General features: G+C 62.2%; 16 protein-coding genes and 1 tRNA gene. 12 read left to right on the top strand and 5 right to left on the bottom strand.

Annotated elements, in window-relative coordinates:
- Positions 1 to 86 precede the first annotated feature (86 nt).
- Together ABIE40_RS18505 and ABIE40_RS18500 are read right to left on the bottom strand one after the other, a co-directional pair.
- On the bottom strand, positions 87 to 323 hold the full coding sequence (locus ABIE40_RS18505; RefSeq protein ID WP_016556708.1) for an Lrp/AsnC ligand binding domain-containing protein: 237 nt from the start codon (positions 321 to 323) through the stop codon (positions 87 to 89).
- A gap of 67 nt (positions 324 to 390) precedes the next feature.
- Positions 391 to 1,281 carry a LysR family transcriptional regulator gene (locus tag ABIE40_RS18500; protein WP_199627927.1) on the bottom strand — a complete coding sequence of 297 codons (891 nt, stop codon included), beginning with the start codon at positions 1,279 to 1,281 and terminating at the stop codon, positions 391 to 393.
- Positions 1,282 to 1,469: 188 nt separating this feature from the next.
- On the opposite strand from ABIE40_RS18500, the gene ABIE40_RS18495 reads away from it, so the two are divergent.
- The 6 genes from ABIE40_RS18495 to ABIE40_RS18470 all read left to right on the top strand — a co-directional run bounded on the left by ABIE40_RS18495 (position 1,470) and on the right by ABIE40_RS18470 (position 9,306).
- Positions 1,470 to 2,753 carry an NAD(P)/FAD-dependent oxidoreductase gene (locus ABIE40_RS18495; protein WP_199627926.1) on the top strand — a complete coding sequence of 428 codons (1,284 nt, stop codon included), beginning with the start codon at positions 1,470 to 1,472 and terminating at the stop codon, positions 2,751 to 2,753.
- Between the two features lie 21 nt (positions 2,754 to 2,774).
- Positions 2,775 to 4,313: an L-piperidine-6-carboxylate dehydrogenase gene (amaB, locus tag ABIE40_RS18490; protein ID WP_199627925.1), complete on the top strand. Its 1,539-nt coding sequence runs from the start codon at positions 2,775 to 2,777 to the stop codon at positions 4,311 to 4,313.
- Between the two features lie 79 nt (positions 4,314 to 4,392).
- Positions 4,393 to 5,382 (top strand): Ldh family oxidoreductase, encoded by a 990-nt coding sequence (locus ABIE40_RS18485; RefSeq protein WP_199627924.1) that lies wholly within the window; start codon positions 4,393 to 4,395, stop codon positions 5,380 to 5,382.
- A gap of 139 nt (positions 5,383 to 5,521) precedes the next feature.
- Entirely contained in the window at positions 5,522 to 6,535 is a 1,014-nt protein-coding gene (locus ABIE40_RS18480) for an iron ABC transporter substrate-binding protein (RefSeq protein ID WP_112718497.1), read from the top strand.
- A 63-nt stretch (positions 6,536 to 6,598) separates the two neighbouring features.
- Positions 6,599 to 8,269: an ABC transporter permease gene (locus tag ABIE40_RS18475; protein WP_199627923.1), complete on the top strand. Its 1,671-nt coding sequence runs from the start codon at positions 6,599 to 6,601 to the stop codon at positions 8,267 to 8,269.
- The gene (locus ABIE40_RS18470; protein ID WP_199627922.1) at positions 8,266 to 9,306 is read left to right on the top strand and encodes an ABC transporter ATP-binding protein; all 1,041 of its coding nucleotides are present in this window, start codon (positions 8,266 to 8,268) and stop codon (positions 9,304 to 9,306) included. Before ABIE40_RS18475 ends, ABIE40_RS18470 begins: the two co-directional genes overlap by 4 nt.
- On the opposite strand, the gene ABIE40_RS18465 is transcribed toward ABIE40_RS18470, so the two are convergent.
- A complete protein-coding gene (locus tag ABIE40_RS18465; protein ID WP_199627921.1) occupies positions 9,303 to 10,634 on the bottom strand; it encodes a glucoamylase family protein in 1,332 nt (443 codons plus the stop codon). The two genes, ABIE40_RS18470 and ABIE40_RS18465, sit on opposite strands and share 4 nt — an antisense overlap.
- Positions 10,635 to 10,802: 168 nt before the next feature.
- Positions 10,803 to 10,877 (bottom strand) — tRNA-Gly (locus ABIE40_RS18460).
- Between the two features lie 254 nt (positions 10,878 to 11,131).
- Between ABIE40_RS18460 and ABIE40_RS18455 the strand changes: the two genes are divergently transcribed.
- From ABIE40_RS18455 to ABIE40_RS18440, 4 genes are all read left to right on the top strand, one after another.
- Entirely contained in the window at positions 11,132 to 11,641 is a 510-nt protein-coding gene (locus ABIE40_RS18455) for a prolyl-tRNA synthetase associated domain-containing protein (protein WP_199627920.1), read from the top strand.
- 58 nt (positions 11,642 to 11,699) lie between these two features.
- Complete coding sequence (gene trxA, locus ABIE40_RS18450) at positions 11,700 to 12,680, top strand: thioredoxin (protein ID WP_199627919.1); 981 nt, start codon at positions 11,700 to 11,702, stop codon at positions 12,678 to 12,680.
- A 100-nt stretch (positions 12,681 to 12,780) separates the two neighbouring features.
- Positions 12,781 to 13,452, top strand: coding sequence for an LON peptidase substrate-binding domain-containing protein (locus tag ABIE40_RS18445; protein ID WP_199627918.1), 672 nt, complete (start codon positions 12,781 to 12,783; stop codon positions 13,450 to 13,452).
- Between the two features lie 10 nt (positions 13,453 to 13,462).
- Positions 13,463 to 13,651, top strand: coding sequence for a Trm112 family protein (locus ABIE40_RS18440; protein WP_112718321.1), 189 nt, complete (start codon positions 13,463 to 13,465; stop codon positions 13,649 to 13,651).
- Here the strand turns inward: ABIE40_RS18440 and ABIE40_RS18435 are convergent.
- Positions 13,648 to 14,862, bottom strand: a complete 1,215-nt coding sequence (locus ABIE40_RS18435) for a ubiquinone biosynthesis hydroxylase (RefSeq protein ID WP_199627917.1) — start codon at positions 14,860 to 14,862, stop codon at positions 13,648 to 13,650. The two genes, ABIE40_RS18440 and ABIE40_RS18435, sit on opposite strands and share 4 nt — an antisense overlap.
- 83 nt (positions 14,863 to 14,945) lie before the next feature.
- Between ABIE40_RS18435 and tesB the strand changes: the two genes are divergently transcribed.
- Positions 14,946 to 15,830 (top strand): acyl-CoA thioesterase II, encoded by an 885-nt coding sequence (tesB, locus tag ABIE40_RS18430; protein WP_199627916.1) that lies wholly within the window; start codon positions 14,946 to 14,948, stop codon positions 15,828 to 15,830.
- Positions 15,831 to 16,040: 210 nt separating this feature from the next.
- Positions 16,041 to 16,391, top strand: a complete 351-nt coding sequence (locus tag ABIE40_RS18425; RefSeq protein ID WP_162698828.1) for a P-II family nitrogen regulator — start codon at positions 16,041 to 16,043, stop codon at positions 16,389 to 16,391.
- Positions 16,392 to 16,396: the final 5 nt, after the last annotated feature.

Below are 16,396 nucleotides of genomic sequence, written 5' to 3'. Positions count from 1 at the left end.
GACGAAATACCCGATCGCCTTAAGGCCGGGTTTACGGTGCGGCGCACGGCCGGAAATCTTGCGAAGACGGTTAATCGCCAGATGGCTCAGAAAGCCTTGAAAGTCAGTGTCGTCAGCGAACGGACGATGCCCGGGATATTGGCGATGTTGTCGTTGATGAACTTGCCGATATCCTGGCCTTCTTCGATATAGACCTTCAGCAGCAGATCGTAATCGCCGCTGGTCGAATAGAGCTCAGAAACACGTTCCGTCTGGTAGATGGCGTCTGCGACTTCGTAGGTCTTGCCGGGAGCGCACTGGAGCTGGACGAAAATGGGCTTCATAGGACTTTCCTGCGGATCGGATGCTGTTGGCGCGCATAATGCGCGAAAGCTCTCCCCGGATGCAAGCTCAAGACTTGGCTTCTGCCTCTATCCACTCGCGAAAGGCAGCAAGCGGGGCGTAATCGGCGCGTTCGGAGGGGTAGGCGAGATAGTAGCAGTCGCGGCTTTCGATCTCCCGGTCGATCGCGGCGACGAGATCTCCGCGCTTCAGTTCGTCCTGGATCAGGAAGGTCGGCAGCAAGGCGACGCCGAGGCCGGCGACGGCAGCCTGTGCTGCGGTGGCGAACTGGTCGAACAGCATGCCGTGAAGGCTTTGGAAGGCGACGCCGTTTTCGGCAAACCAGATCTCCCAGGCGTCCGGCCGCGTCGTCAGATGCAGCAGCGGCAGGTCCAGCAGGTGTTCGGGCTTGCTGATCGCATGCTCCCTGAAAAACTGCGGGCTGCAGGCCGGAACCGTCTTCTCCGACATCAGAAAGGTCAGCTCGGCACCCGGCCAGTGTGGGTGGCCGAAATGGATCGCGGCATCGATGGCATCGAGGCGGAAATCGAAGGAGGAGAGCCGGGTAACGAGATTGATCGTGACGCCCGGGTTGCTGCGCAGGAAGCCTCCCAACCGCGGTGCCAGCCAGCGTGTGCCGAAAGTTGGCAGGATCGCCAGATTGAGCGTGCCGCCATGCGGGTTGGCCCGCAGGTTCAAAGAGGCGCTGGAAATGCGGCGCAACGCTTCCCGGATTTCTCGCGCGTAGCTGTCTCCCGCCAAGGTCAGCCTGACGGTCTGGCGTTCGCGCAGGAACAGTTCGACGCCGAGCTGTTCTTCGAGCGCCTTGATCTGCCGGCTGACGGCGCTCTGGGTGAGGTCCAGCTCGCGAGCTGCAGCGGTGACGCTGCCGGTGCGTGCCACCGCTTCGAAGGCCGCAAGCAGGGAGATCGATGGCAGAAAACGGCGTGATGCGAGCATATCTCATTCCATTTCAGAATGACCTGTTTCCGAAACGTCGATATTCACTCCAATAAGCGCTTTGTAAAGAATGGTTTGCCGCAATTTTGGAATGAACTGGCGCAGCGAAAGCCCTGCCGTCAGACGCTTTCGCAGGCCGTCCGGTAGCGGTAGGTTAACGGCGATTTTGCCTTGGGATGGAACGACCGATGTTGAATGATCCGCGCTCGCACGGGCTCTGGGAAAAGACCGCTCCGCAACCGCCTGTCACCGCGCCGCTTCAGGGCGCAGTCGAGGCCGATGTGGTGATCGTCGGCGGCGGCTATACCGGCATCTCCTCCGGCCTGCATCTGGCGGAAGCCGGGACGAAGGTCGTTCTGCTCGAAGCCAAGGAGATCGGCTTCGGCGGTGCCGGCCGCAATGTCGGCCTGATCAATGCCGGCATGTGGGTGATGCCCGATGATCTTCCCGGCGTTCTCGGCGAGGTCTATGGCGAGCGGCTGCTCGATATGCTCGGCAATGCGCCGCGTCTGGTCATGGAGCTGATCGACAAGCATGGGATCGCCTGCGAGCTCGAAAAGAACGGCACGCTGCATTGCGCCGTCGGCGCCGAGGGCCTCAAGGAGATCGAGGACCGGGCGGAGCAATGGGGCAGGCGCGGTGCGCCGGTAACCTTGCTCGACGCGGCGGAAACCGCCCGCCGAATCGGCAGCGACGCCTATGCGGGAGCGCTGCTCGACATGCGCGCCGGCACGCTGCAGCCGCTCGCCTATGCGCGCGGGCTGGCGCATGCTGCCGTCAAGGCCGGCGTCTCGCTGCACACGGCAAGTCCGGTGACCGCCACCGAGCGCAAGGGCGCCAAATGGGTGGTGCGGACGGAAAAAGGTTCGGTGACCGCCGACTGGATCATCGTCGCTACCGATGCCTACAGCACCGGCCCCTGGGAGCAGGTGCGCACCGAGCAGGTCCATCTTCCCTATTTCAATCTCGCCACCACGCCGCTCAGCGACAATCTGCGCAAGTCGATCCTGCCCGGCCGCGAAGGCGTCTGGGATACCAAGGAGATCCTGTCGTCCTTCCGCATGGACCAGGCCGGCCGCCTCGTCTTCGGCAGCGTTGGTGCGCTACGCAATACCGGTATTTCGGTCCATAAGAACTGGGCGAAGCGCTCGCTGCGGAAACTCTTCCCGCAGATCGGCGAGGTCGAGTTCGAATGCGAGTGGTACGGCAAGATCGGCATGACCGACAATGCCCTGCCGCGCTTCCACAAGTTTGCCGAAAACGTCGTCGGTTTTTCCGGCTATAATGGCCGCGGCATTGCGCCGGGCACGGTCTTCGGGCGTACGCTGGCGCAGCATATTCTCGGCCAGATGAGCGAAGCCGATCTGCCGCTGCCGCTGACCGACCCGCGCGAGCCGGGGTTACGGGCAATCAAGGAAATGTGGTACGAAGCCGGCGCCCAGCTTGCCCACTTCGCCGATGCACGTTTTTAAGAACAAGAAGGTTGGAAACACATGACCATCGCTAGCCTCGATCTCGCAGCCGAAACGAAGAAGCTGCTTTCCGAACTCGGCGTCGACGCCGCCCGCTATACCGGCGGCACGCTGCGCGTCACCTCGCCCGTCACCGGCAAGGAAATCGGTGCACTGAAGGAAGATACCGTTGCCGACGCCAAGAAGGCGATCGATGCAGCACATAAGGCCTTTGCCGAATGGCGTGCCGTTCCGGCGCCGAAGCGCGGCGAGCTCGTCCGGCTGCTCGGCGAAGAGCTGCGCGCCGCCAAGGGCGCGCTTGGCCGTCTCGTCTCGATCGAAGTCGGTAAGATCACGTCCGAAGGTCTCGGCGAAGTTCAGGAAATGATCGACATCTGCGATTTCGCCGTCGGACTTTCCCGTCAGCTTTACGGCCTGACGATTGCCACCGAGCGCTCTGAGCACCGCATGATGGAAAGCTGGCATCCGCTCGGCGTCGTCGGCATCATCTCGGCCTTCAACTTCCCGGTCGCCGTCTGGTCGTGGAATGCGGCGCTGGCGCTGGTCTGCGGCAACGCAACGGTCTGGAAGCCGTCCGAAAAGACGCCGCTGACGGCGCTTGCGACGCAAGCGCTGTTCGAGCGGGCGCTGAAGCGCTTCGTCGCCGAAGGCGGCACGGCGCCGGCCAATCTCTCGACACTGCTGATCGGCGGCCGGGATGTCGGTGAAGTCCTCGTCGACCATCCCAAGGTGCCGCTGGTTTCGGCGACCGGCTCGACCGCCATGGGCCGCGCCGTCGGTCCGCGCCTGTCGCAGCGTTTCGCCCGCGCCATCCTCGAACTCGGCGGCAACAATGCCGCGATCATCTGCCCGACGGCCGATCTCGACCTGACGCTGCGCGGCGTCGCCTTTTCCGCCATGGGCACGGCCGGTCAGCGCTGCACGACGCTGCGCCGCCTCTTCGTGCATGACAGCGTCTACGACAAGCTCGTTCCGCGTCTGCAGAAGGCCTACGGCTCGGTCACCATCGGCAATCCGCTGGAGAACGGCACGCTGGTCGGTCCGCTGATCGACAAGGCGGCCTTCGACAAGATGCAGTCGGCACTTTCTGCAGCCAAGTCGGAGGGCGGCAAGGTCACCGGTGGCGAGCGCGTCGAAAACGGTGCCGGCGAAGCCTTCTACGTTCGTCCGGCTCTGGTCGAGATGCCGTCGCAGACGGGTCCTGTCGTTGACGAGACCTTCGCGCCGATCCTCTATGTCATGAAGTACAGCGATTTCGATGATGTGCTCGAGCTGCACAATGCCGTGCCGCAGGGTCTCTCCTCGTCGATCTTCACCAACGACATGCGCGAAGCGGAAACCTTCGTCTCCGCCCGCGGTTCGGATTGCGGCATCGCCAACGTCAATCTCGGCCCGTCCGGTGCCGAAATCGGCGGTGCTTTCGGTGGCGAGAAGGAAACCGGCGGCGGCCGTGAATCCGGCTCGGATGCGTGGAGGGCCTATATGCGCCGCGCGACCAATACCATCAATTACGGCAAGACGCTGCCGCTGGCACAGGGCGTCAAGTTCGACGTCGAATAAGGGCGCTTGCATTGCAGCATCGGGGGCGATGACGTAACACCGTCATCGCCCCCTTTTTGTTTATTCCAAGGTCTTTCTCATGCATCTGACGCTCGCCGCTGCCGAAACGCTCGTTCTCGACGCGTTGAAACGCAATGGCGTCGAGGAGGGGAATGCGCTCTCGGTATCGCGGGCGCTTGTTGCGGCGGAAGCTGCCGGGCAAAGCGGGCACGGGCTTCGCCGCGCCGTGGCCTACGCCATGCAGGCGAAATCCGGGAAGGTCGATGGCGTCGCCAAGCCGATCCTTTATCAGCCCTATCCGTCCGTTATCCAGATCGATGCCTGCCATGGATATGCCTATCCGGCGCTGGATCTCGCCGTTCCTGCCCTGACCGAAATGGCCCGGTCGCAGGGTATCGCCATGGTAGCGATCCGCCGTTCGCACCACGCCGGCGTTCTGGCGCTAACGGTCGAACGTTTCGCAGAGGCCGGTCTCGTGGCGATCATGGTCGCCAATGCCACCGCGGCGATGGCGGCCTGGGGCGGGCGCAAGCCGCTGTTCGGCACCAACCCGATTGCCTTTGCTGCGCCCGTAACGGGCCAGGATCCTGTTGTCATAGACCTCGCGCTATCACGCGTGGCGCGCGGCAAGATCATGGCGGCGCGGCAGAAGGGCGTGCCGATCCCCGCCGACTGGGCATTCGACCGCGATGGCCAGCCGACGACGGATGCGGTTGCGGCGCTCGACGGCACGATGGTGCCTTCCGGCGAGGCCAAAGGCGCTGCCCTTGCGATGATGGTCGAGATCCTGGCCGCGCCGCTGACGGGCGCCAACTTCTCCTATGAATCGACTTCGCTGTTCGACGACAAAGGTGCTGCTCCCGGCCTCGGGCAGATGATCATCGTCATCAATCCGGAAGCGGGCGGTGGTGCGTTTGCGGCGGCCCGGCTGACCGCGCTTGCCAATGAAATTTCTTCCGATCCAGGTGTTCGGCTGCCCGGCAGGCGCGGGCTGACGGCGCGGCGCGCCGCGATCGAAAACGGCATCGATGTCGAGGATGATGTCGTCGATGCGATCCTCGCGGTATAGAATCGTTCTAAACTTGATAAAGAATTTCAAGTATTTGTGATCACCCCGCGGTGAAGCAAACTTGAAAATTGAAGTCAGGAAAAATATAGGGGGCGCGCATCACCCCACCCCCAGGGGAGATATTGCCATGGAGGGCATCATGAAGAATTCCATTACGCGCCGTTCCGCGCTCGCGCTGGCTGCGTCTCTTCTCGCTGCAACGTCGCTCGCTTCAGGCGCCAGCGCGCAGGATGAAGGCATCGTCGTCTATAACGCCCAGCACGAAAGCCTCGGCCGCGAGTGGATCGATGCCTTCACCAAGGAGACCGGCATCAAGGTCACCATTCGTCAGGGTAGCGACATGCAGTTCGCCAACCAGATCATCCAGGAAGGCGACGCCTCCCCGGCAGACGTATTCCTGACGGAGAATTCCCCGGCCATGACGCTGGTCGACGGCGCAGGCCTCTTCGCACCCGTCGATAAGGAAACGCTCGATCAGGTTCCGGCCGAGTACCGCCCGTCCGACGGCATGTGGACCGGCATCGCCGCCCGCTCGACCGTCTTTGCCTATGACAAGCGCAAGCTGACCGAAGACAAGCTGCCGAAGTCGATGCTCGATCTCGCCGATCCGGCCTGGAAGGGCCGTTGGGGTGCGGCTCCTGCCGGTGCCGACTTCCAGGCCATCGTCAGCGCGCTGCTGCAGCTGAAGGGCGAGGAAGCAACCGCGGCCTGGCTCAAGGGCCTCAAGGACAATGCGACGCCTTACAAGGGCAACAGCGTTGCGATGAAGGCGGTCAATGCCGGCGAAGTCGAAGGCGCGATCATCTACCACTACTACTGGTTCGGCGATCAGGCGAAGACGGCGGAAAACAGCGCCAATGTCGGCCTGCACTATTTCAAGAACCAGGATCCGGGCGCATTCGTCTCGATCTCCGGCGGCGGCGTTCTGAAGTCGACGCAGCACATGAAGGAAGCCCAGGCATTCCTGAAGTTCATCGCCGGCAAGGCCGGTCAGGCGATCCTGAAGAACGGCACCTCCTATGAATATGCCGTCAGCGGCGATTCCAACGACAAGCTCGTTCCGCTCAAGGATCTGAACGCACCGAAGGTCGAAGCCTCGGAACTGAACAGCAAGAAGGTCGTCGAAATGATGACCGCTGCGGGCCTGATCTAAGCCCATCTGCCGCAGGCGGATGGAGTCAAAACTATTGCTTTTGGCTCAAGAAAACCTTAGGGCATGACCAATCATGGCAACCGCTTCCTGACGAGGCGGTTGCCTTCCTTTTTCAGCGTCACAAAGGCGTCGGCCTTGCTGCAAGACAACAGATCGCTCGTGACCGGCCTTGCCGGCAATGAAGCGCCGGTCAGCACAATCGGTTCCCTGCGCGGGCGCATGCCGCACGCTTCCGTCGTCGTCTTCGCAACCATCGTCGCGCTCTTCAGCCTCGTGCCGCTCGGCTTCATCGCCTGGATCACTTACGATGTCGGCTGGGAAACGGTGAAGGCGCTCGTCTTCCGCCCGCGCGTCGGCGAGCTAATGATCAACACGGTGTTCCTGGAAGCGCTGACGATCCCGCTGTCGATTGCGCTTGCGGTGACGTTGGCCTGGCTGACGGAACGGACCGACATTCCCTTTGCGCGGCTCTGGTCGTGGCTTGCGGTCGCGCCGCTCGCCGTTCCCGCCTTCGTGCACAGTTATGCCTGGATCAGCCTGGTGCCCGGCATGCGCGGGCTGCAGAGCGGCGTCTTCGTCTCGGTGCTGGCCTATTATCCCTTTCTCTACCTGCCTGTTGCCGCGGCACTTCGCCGTCTCGATCCGGCGATCGAGGATGCTGCCGCGTCGCTCGGGCTCGGCCCCTGGCGGGTGTTCTTCCGCACGATCCTGCCGCAGCTCAGGCTGGCGATCTGCGGCGGTTCGCTGCTGATCGCGCTGCATCTGCTGTCGGAATACGGGCTCTATGTGATGATCCGCTTCGACACGTTTGCAACGGCGATCGTCGACCAGTTCCAGTCCGCCTATAACAGCCCGGCCGCCAATATGCTTGGCGGCGTGCTTGTCGCCTGCTGCCTGTTTCTGCTCGGGCTGGAAATTCTCGTTCGTGGCAACGAGCGCTATGCCCGCGTCGGCTCCGGTTCGGCGCGCCCGGCAGACCGGCGCAGGCTCGGATGGTTCACCATTCCGGCGGTGCTGTTGCCGATCGCAGTCGCGGTGCTGACGCTTGGCGTTCCCCTCGTGACGCTGGGACGCTGGCTCTATCTCGGCGGCGCCGAGATCTGGCGGCTGGATACGGTTGGCAATGCGTTCATTCAGACCATCATTCTTGCCGTCGCAGGCGGTGTGCTGACGACGATTGCCGCGGTGCCGATGGCCTGGCTCTCGGTGCGTGCGCCGGGCCGCTTCCAGCGATTCCTCGAAGCCTGCCACTATTATGTCGGCTCGCTGCCGGGCGTCGTCGTGGCGCTGGCGCTGGTGACGATCACCGTGCGGCTGGTGCTGCCGCTCTACCAGACCTTCGCGACGCTGACCGTCGCCTATGTTCTGCTATTCCTGCCGCGCGCCATGGTCGGCCTGCGCGCCAGCATTGCGCAGGCGCCGGTCGAGCTCGAACGCGCCGCCATGGGCCTCGGCCGCACCGCTGCGCAGGCCGTGCGCCAGATCACCATGCGGCTTGCAGCACCCGGTTTTGCCGCCAGCGTGGCGCTTGTGGCGCTCGGGATCACCAACGAGCTGACGGCAACGCTGATGCTTTCGCCGAATGGCGTCGAAACGCTGTCGACGAAATTCTGGTCGCTGACGAGCGAGATCGATTACGTGTCGGCGGCGCCTTACGCGGTGATGATGATCATCCTGTCGCTGCCGCTGACGCTGCTTCTTTATTCCCAATCGAAACGGACTGCTGGACAATGACGCTGCTCACGATTGAATCCGCAAGCAAGCGCTATGGTCCGGTCACGGCGCTGGATAACGTTTCGCTGGATGTGCCTGCCGGCAGCCGCACCGCGGTCGTAGGCCCGTCGGGCTCCGGCAAGACGACGCTGCTGCGGCTGATCGCCGGTTTCGAGCGGCCGGATCAGGGCAGGGTCGTGCTGAATGGCGAGATGCTCGCCGACGGCCCGGCAATCGTTCCCGCCCACAAGCGCGGCATCGGCATCGTCTCGCAGGATGGGGCGCTGTTTCCGCATCTGAGCGTCGCCGAGAATATCGGCTTCGGCTTCGAGCGCGGGGCAATGGACCGCGAGAAGCGGATCGTCGAGCTTCTCGATATGGTCGAGCTCGATCGCAATATGCTGACGCGCCGTCCGCATCAGCTCTCGGGCGGCCAGCAGCAGCGCGTGGCGCTTGCCCGCGCACTCGGCCGCAAGCCGCGGCTGATGCTGCTCGACGAGCCGTTCTCGGCGCTTGACACAGGTCTTCGTGAGAACATGCGCAAGGCCGTGTCGCGCGTTCTGCAGGCAGCCGGGATCACCACGATCCTCGTGACCCACGATCAGGGCGAGGCATTGTCCTTCGCCGATCAGGTGGCGGTGTTGCGGGATGGGAAGCTGGTGCAGTCAGGTTCGCCGCAGAAGCTCTATCTGCAACCGAAGGACCGTGAGACTGCGCTGTTCCTCGGCGATGCCGTGATGCTGCCTGCGGTCATCCGCAACGGTTTTGCGGATTGTGCGCTTGGCCGGGTTGCCGTCGATGGCGATCATCAGGGCAAGGCCGAGATCATGCTGCGGCCCGAACAGATCCGCGTCGTTCCTGACGACAGCAAGCCGGCCTATCACGGCCGGGTGGTCGAAGTGGAATTCGGTGGGGCGACCTGCACCGTCGCCGTTTCGCTTGAGGGTGTGCAGCTGCCGCCAATCCTGATCAAGACGTCGAGCGTCGCGCTGCCGGAAACCGGCGACCGTGTCCGCCTGGACATCGCCGGCCGCGCACACGTCTTCTCGGCGCGCTAAGCCGTCTTGCGATCGGCTTCGGTTTCTTCGCCCTGCTCCAGCCAACCGCCGGTGAAACCGGCGCGTTCGAGGCCGAGGCGAATGACCGGCGATTGCCGCATCAGGCTCCAGATGAAATCCGAACGGTCGTTCTCGATGGTCATCACCAGAAGGCCCTGATCGATGCCGACGCAGCGGTCGTCCACCCAGCCTTCGGGACGGCGGGTCTTCACCGTCGGGTTGAAGCCGCCGGGGAAGCGTCCCTCGTAGGTGAGGTCAGGATAGGTTTCGAGCAACGCCTTCGTACCGTCGAGCGCCGCCTGCCGGTCATAGGGAAGTGAGGCCAGGGCAGCCCAGGGCGCGATCGTTCCATCATCGGGGCCGAGCGGGGCGCCGCGAGCTGCATAGCCCAGAACCTTCGGATGACGTCCGCCGCGCATATGGCGGCTCGGCGGCGGGCCGTCGGAGGCGGAGAGGCCCCAGACATCCTTGTTGTAGCCGACGAAATGGCCGGGATTGCGCACGGCATAATCGCGCTGGACGGCGATCGAGACCTGCGTATTGCGGAAATAGTCCCAATCGCGCGCCGCCATCGGGCGGTCCTGGATGCTGCGGAAGTCGATCCAGGCATGCGAGAAGAAATGGATAAAGAGCGGGCCGGCATAGAGATAGGCCTGATCCCCAAAGAGCATCCAGGAGTAGCTTGAGGTAAAGGCGTCGTAGCTCGACTGCGGGATCGGGTGCGTCGGCGAGGCGAGCGCCAGCGTATAGAGCAGTACGGCCTCGTCGTAACCCTGCCAGCGCCAGTGCAGGAAGCCGCTGGCGGGCTTCCAGCCCATGCAGATCGTCTCGCCCTTGTTGAGAGCCCAATGCCAGTCGATACGCTCGTAGATGACCTTTACGAGGTCGCGGATTTCCTGCTCGTCGCCATCGGTGCGATCGAAATAGGCCGAAGCCGTCAGCATGCCGGCGACAAGCAGCGTCGTATCGATGGTCGAGAGCTCGCTGTTCCAGGCGCGGTGGCCGGTATCCATGTGCAGGAAGTGATAATAGAAGCCGCGATAACCGCTCGCGTGGCGCTCCCGGCCCTGATGGCTTCCGGCAAAGAAGCGAAGCGTCGTCAGCGTGCGCCCGATCGCGGCCGCCCGTGTCATCCAGCCGCGCTCGACGCCGACGGTATAGGATGACAGCGCAAAGCCGACGGCGGCGATGCTGCAGGGCACGCCCTCGATCGAGGTATCGGCAACAAGCCCGTTGTCGGGATTGGTATGTTCCAGGAAGTAGTTGAAGGCGGATTGTTGCAGCCTGTCGATCAGCGCAGCATCCGTTTCGTCGAGTCGTTGCAGCATACCCAAACCATTCGTTTTCGCCCCTGCTTCAACATGGCGATGCGTTGCGTGCAAATCAAACCTTTTTGAAAAGCGCGCAAATTCGATGGATACTGCGGCCGGAAAGGCGGAAACGACAAAGCACACGCCGAAGCGTGGTGTCAGTACTGTCGATCTCTGATGAGAAACTGGAGCGGGCGAAGGGGTTCGAACCCTCGACCCCAACCTTGGCAAGGTTGTGCTCTACCACTGAGCTACACCCGCTCATAATCCCGTCGGCCTGTGGTAGTTGTGAGGACCGTGGGCGCCACCTTGCGGCGACGGGCGCTATATCGCCCAAACGATTTTCAAATGCAACAGGGAAATGACGGAAAGCCGAAGAAAAATTCCAAGCTGTTGAAATGATTTCCGAAAACGCCGCAAATCTGCGCGAAAGCGTCGATCATGCGCATTGCCAAAGCCGGCCCCTGGACTTAATCAAAGCGCCTGCCCGCAATTTTCATCAGATGGATGCCGCGATGACCGATACCAAACCGAAGACCCGCGACGAACTTTTCGCCTTTCTGGACAGCCTCGGCATCAGACATTCCACCAAGGATCATGCACCTGTCTTCACCGTCGCCGAATCGGTGTCGCTGCGGGATGAAATTCCGGGCGGGCACACGAAGAACCTTTTCGTGAAGGACAAGAAGGACCAGTTTTTCCTGCTGACTGTCGAGGAGCATGCTTCCGTCGATCTCAAGACGGTGCACACGCTGATCGGTGCGGCGAGCAAGGTCTCCTTCGGCAAGCCCGAGAAGCTGATGGAATATCTCGGCGTCATTCCCGGCTCGGTCACGGCTTTCGGCGCGATCAACGATACCGGCCACAACGTGACCTTCGTTCTCGATGCGGATCTGATGAAGGACGAGATCATCAACTGCCATCCGCTGTCGAACGACGCGACGACCTCTATATCAAGTGCCGATCTCGTCCGTTTCATGGAAGCGACGGGTCACAAGCCGCTTGTCTTGAAAGTCACGGCCTGACATACGATTTTAACGCTAGAAAAAAGGCCGGGCACGACCGGCGTGGCGGGAGATACCTATGAGCGGCAACGACAACCCCTACAGCACGTCCTACGGCACGATGTCGGCAACGGCGACCTATGGCGGCGCACAGCAGCCTGCGGCGGCTCCGGCAGCAGCCGGTAGCTATATCACGGACACGACGACGGCGAACTTCGCCAAGGATGTCATCGAGGATTCGCGCAACCAGCCGGTTCTCGTCGATTTCTGGGCGCCCTGGTGCGGTCCGTGCAAGCAGCTGACGCCGGTGCTCGAAAAGGTCGTCAACGAGGCCCAGGGCCGCGTCAAGCTCGTCAAGATGAACATCGACGATCATCCGTCGATCGCCGGACAGCTCGGCATCCAGTCTATCCCGGCCGTTATCGCCTTTGTCGGCGGCCGTCCGGCCGATGGTTTCATGGGCGCGGTACCGGAAAGCCAGGTTCGTCAGTTCATCGATCGTCTCGCCGGTCCTGCCGGCGCCGATCAGGCGGCAGAGATTGAAGCCGTTCTCGAAGAGGCCGCTGGGCTTCTGGCATCGGGCGACGTCAATGGCGCCGCGCAGCTCTATGGCGCCGTCATGCAGGCCGATCCGGAGAATGCCAAGGCGCTCGCCGGCATGGCCGAATGCATGATCGCCGCCAATCAGCACGAGCGCGCCCGCGAAGCGCTGACCGATCTGCCGGAAGAGCTTTCGAAGGATGCCGCTATCCAGGCCGTTCTCAAGAAGCTCGACCAGATCGAGGAGGCTCGCAAGCTGGGAGACCCCTTTGCGCTGGAGCAGCAGCTTTCGGGCAATGCTGACGACCACGAAGCGCGGATGAAGCTTGCCAAGATCCGCAATGTCGAGGGGCGCCGCGACGAGGCCGCGGAGCACCTGCTGACCATCATGCGCAAGGACCGCACCTTTGACGATGATGGCGCCCGGCGCCAGCTTCTGCAGTTCTTCGAAGTCTGGGGCTTCAAGGATCCTGCGACTGTTTCCGCCCGGCGCAAGCTTTCGGCGATGCTGTTCTCCTAACTTGATGCGGCTGCCCTTGCGTTTTCATGCAAGGGCACCACATTCAGAAAGATGGCAGGGTTGCGATTTTTCCTGCCTGCATTATGCGGGACGAAATTTCATGCAAGTCGGCAATGCGAGATATTTGAAACCCGGCGATCTGCCGGAAACCATCGCTGTCTTCCCTTTGACCGGCGCTCTCCTCCTGCCGACCGGACAGCTTCCCTTAAACATTTTCGAGCCGCGCTATCTCGCCATGTTCGATGCCGCCATGGCGGGAAACCGCTTGATCGGCATGGTGCAGCCGGCACTGGTCGAGACTGACGACAAGAGCGGCGAATCCAGCCTCGCGCCTGTCGGCTGCGTCGGCCGCATCACCTCTTTCGCGGAAACCGGCGACGGCCGCTATATCGTATCGCTGACCGGCGTCTGCCGCTTCCGGCTGATCGGCGAGAAGGCCACCCACGAGCCGTTCCGTACCTTTCGGATTGCGCCTTTCATCTCGGATCTCTCGGCGCGCGATGAAGAGGATGCCGTCGATCGCGGCGCGCTCCTTTCGGCCTTCAGGGCCTATCTGGACGCCAACAAGCTGGAAGCGGACTGGGACAGCGTCGAGCGCGCCAGCAATCTGACGCTCGTCAATTCGCTTGCCATGATGTCGCCCTTCGGACCGGCGGAAAAGCAGGCGCTGCTGGAGGCGCCGGATCTCAAGACCCGGGCGGAGACGCTGATCGCCATTACCGAAATCGTGCTGGCACGCGTCTTCGGTGACTCCGATACGGTTTTGCAGTAAGTCCAGAGAGATGGACGAAAAACTCAGCCGCGTTGATCCGAAGCTCCTGGAACTCCTTGTCTGCCCCCTGACCAAGGGGCGGCTGACCTATGACCGCGACCACAACGAACTCGTCTCCGAGAAGGGGCGGCTCGCCTACCCCATTCGTGACGGCATTCCGATCATGCTCGTCTCCGAGGCACGCAGGCTGGACGACTAGATCGCCTCGCCCGCCAGCAAGCGCGGATTGCTCTTTGCCGTCGTTCCAGCGGCCTGGCCGATGAAGAACGACTTCAGGCCCGGCAGACGATCGACGATGCCGAGGCCGACGTCGCGGGCGATGCGGATCGGCGTCACGTCGTTCGAAAACAGACGGTTCAGCACGTCGGTCGTAACACCCATGCGGAACGTGTCGAAACGGCGCCATGTCTGGTAGCGCTCCAGGATATTGATCGAGCCGATATCGAGGCCGAGACGGTCGGCTTCGACGATGGTTTCGGCGAGCGCCGCCACATCTTTGAAGCCGAGGTTGAGACCCTGACCGGAGATCGGGTGAATGCCGTGTGCTGCGTCTCCTGCCAGCGCAAAGCGCGGGGCGACGAAAGAGCGCGCCAACGTCAGGCCAAGCGGGAAGGCGCGCTTGGCGCCGATCACCTTGAGAGCGCCGAGCTTGTGGCCGAAGCGGCGTTCCAGTTCCTCTTCGAAAATCAGATCGTCACCGGCAACCAGCCGGTTTGCATCGCTGGTACGTTCGGTCCAGACGAGCGACGAGCGGTTGTTGGTCAGCGGCAGGATGGCGAAGGGGCCGGAGGGCAGGAAATGCTCCTCGGCGCAGCCATTATGCGGCCGCTCGTGCTCGACGGTGGCGACAATGCCGGACTGGCCGTAATCCCAGCTGACCGTCTTGATACCGGCAAAGTCGCGCAGCTTGGAGCGCACGCCGTCGCAGGCGACCACGAGACGTGCTTCGATGGCACTGCCATCGGAGAGTTCGACGCTCGCGTGATTTTCATCGGCGCTCAGTCCCGTCGCGCTCAGTCCATGGCGGATCTGGATGCCGAGCCGCTCGCAGACGCCGCGCAATTCGCGCACCATGACGGCGTTCGGGATCATATGGGCGAAAGGCCGGCCTTCCTCGATCTCGCCGTCGAAGGTCAGGAAAACGGGGCGCACCGGATCCGATGTCTTGGAATCGGTGACGATCATCTTGGTGATCGGCTGCGCCTCGGCGCGGATATTCTCCCAGATGCCGAAGACCTCCAGCATCTTGGCTGCGGCGGCGATGATGGCGGAGGCGCGCATGTCCTTCTGCCAGACGTGCTCGGGCGCGGCCTCGACAACGGCGACATCAAGATGCGGCGCAGCCTGCTTGACCGCCACCGCCGCGGAGAGGCCCACATAGCCTCCGCCAACAACCAGCATATCAAGCATCGCTTACTCCTCAGCCTTGTGAATACAATCGTGATCTATATAGATCATCGCTCCCTTACTTCCTACTGCCGGGGGGCAAGCAAATGACCGCAGCTGCGGCAAAACCGACCGCCATGGAAACCCTTCTTGCGACGCTCGACCTCGAGCCGATCGAGATCGACATTTTTCGCGGTCGCAGCCCCCAGGTCGGCTGGCAGCGTGTGTTCGGCGGCCAGGTGATCGGGCAGGCGCTGATGGCGGCGCAGCGGACGATCGAGGCGGGGCGGATCGTGCATTCGCTGCATGCCTATTTCATGCGTCCTGGCGATCCCTCGGTGCCGATCATCTATCAGGTCGAGCGCATCCGCGACGGATCCAGCTTCAATACGCGGCGCGTCGTTGCCATCCAGCATGGCAAGGCGATCTTTGCGCTATCCTGCTCGTTCCAGATCGAAGAGCCGGGGTTCGATCATCAGATAGCAATGCCGGATGTGCCGCCGCCGGAGAAGCTTCTCGGTGAGCAGCAGATCAAGGACCAGTATCTGGCCCACGCACCGGCGGCGATCCGCAAATACTGGGAGCGCGAGCGGCCGATCGAAATCCGGCCGGTATCGCTGAAGCACTATTTCTCCGATGAGAAGCTGGAGCCGCGCCAGGATGTCTGGGTGCGCGCCACGGGTCCCGTTCCCGATGACCGGCTCTATCAGGCGGCGGTGCTTGCCTACCTCTCGGATATGACGCTGCTCGATACCTCGCTCTATGCGCATGGCACGTCGATTTTCGACCAGACCCTGCAGGTCGCCAGCCTCGACCATTCGATGTGGTTCCACCGGCCCGACAGACTGGATGATTGGCTGCTTTACACCCAGGATAGCCCGTCTGCTTCGGGTGCTCGCGGGCTGACGCGCGGTAGCCTGTTTACGCGCTCGGGTGTCCTGATTGCGTCGGTCGCCCAGGAGGGTTTGATTCGGAAAAAGGCAGATGAATAAATAATGTGCATATTTGTGTTTTTGCGCATTTTTTAAGCTGCAATTGCTTTGTCAGATGCCTCATAATTGGCATCCTCTAATATCATCTTTATTTTTCAATAACTTATAACGCGCCTCGAATCTGGCACGCCCCTTGAATGTATATCCCCGGTCGCTGGTCGTGAACGTCAGCGGCAAGGAGAGTCGGCTCCGTGCCGAGGATAACGAAGGATGGGAAACCAGATGAAAATTGTGATGGCCATTATCAAGCCGTTCAAGCTCGATGAGGTGCGCGAAGCCCTCACCGCGATCGGCATCCAGGGCCTGACCGTGACCGAAGTTAAGGGCTACGGGCGCCAAAAGGGACATACCGAAATCTATCGCGGCACTGAATATGCGGTCAGCTTCCTGCCGAAGCTCAAGATCGAGATCGCTGTTGCCACCGAGATCGTCGACAAGGCGGTCGAAGCCATCGCGTCGTCGGCCAAGACCGGCCAGATCGGCGACGGCAAGATCTTTGTCTACTCGATCGACCATGCCGTCCGCATCCGCACCGGCGAAACCGATACCGAAGCGCTCTAAGAACC

The sequence above is a fragment of the Rhizobium sp. OAE497 genome, assembly GCF_040546565.1.
Taxonomy (GTDB): Bacteria; Pseudomonadota; Alphaproteobacteria; order Rhizobiales; family Rhizobiaceae; genus Rhizobium.
Note: the sequence above shows the minus strand (reverse complement) of the source record. Positions and strands in the feature narration are given on the sequence as shown.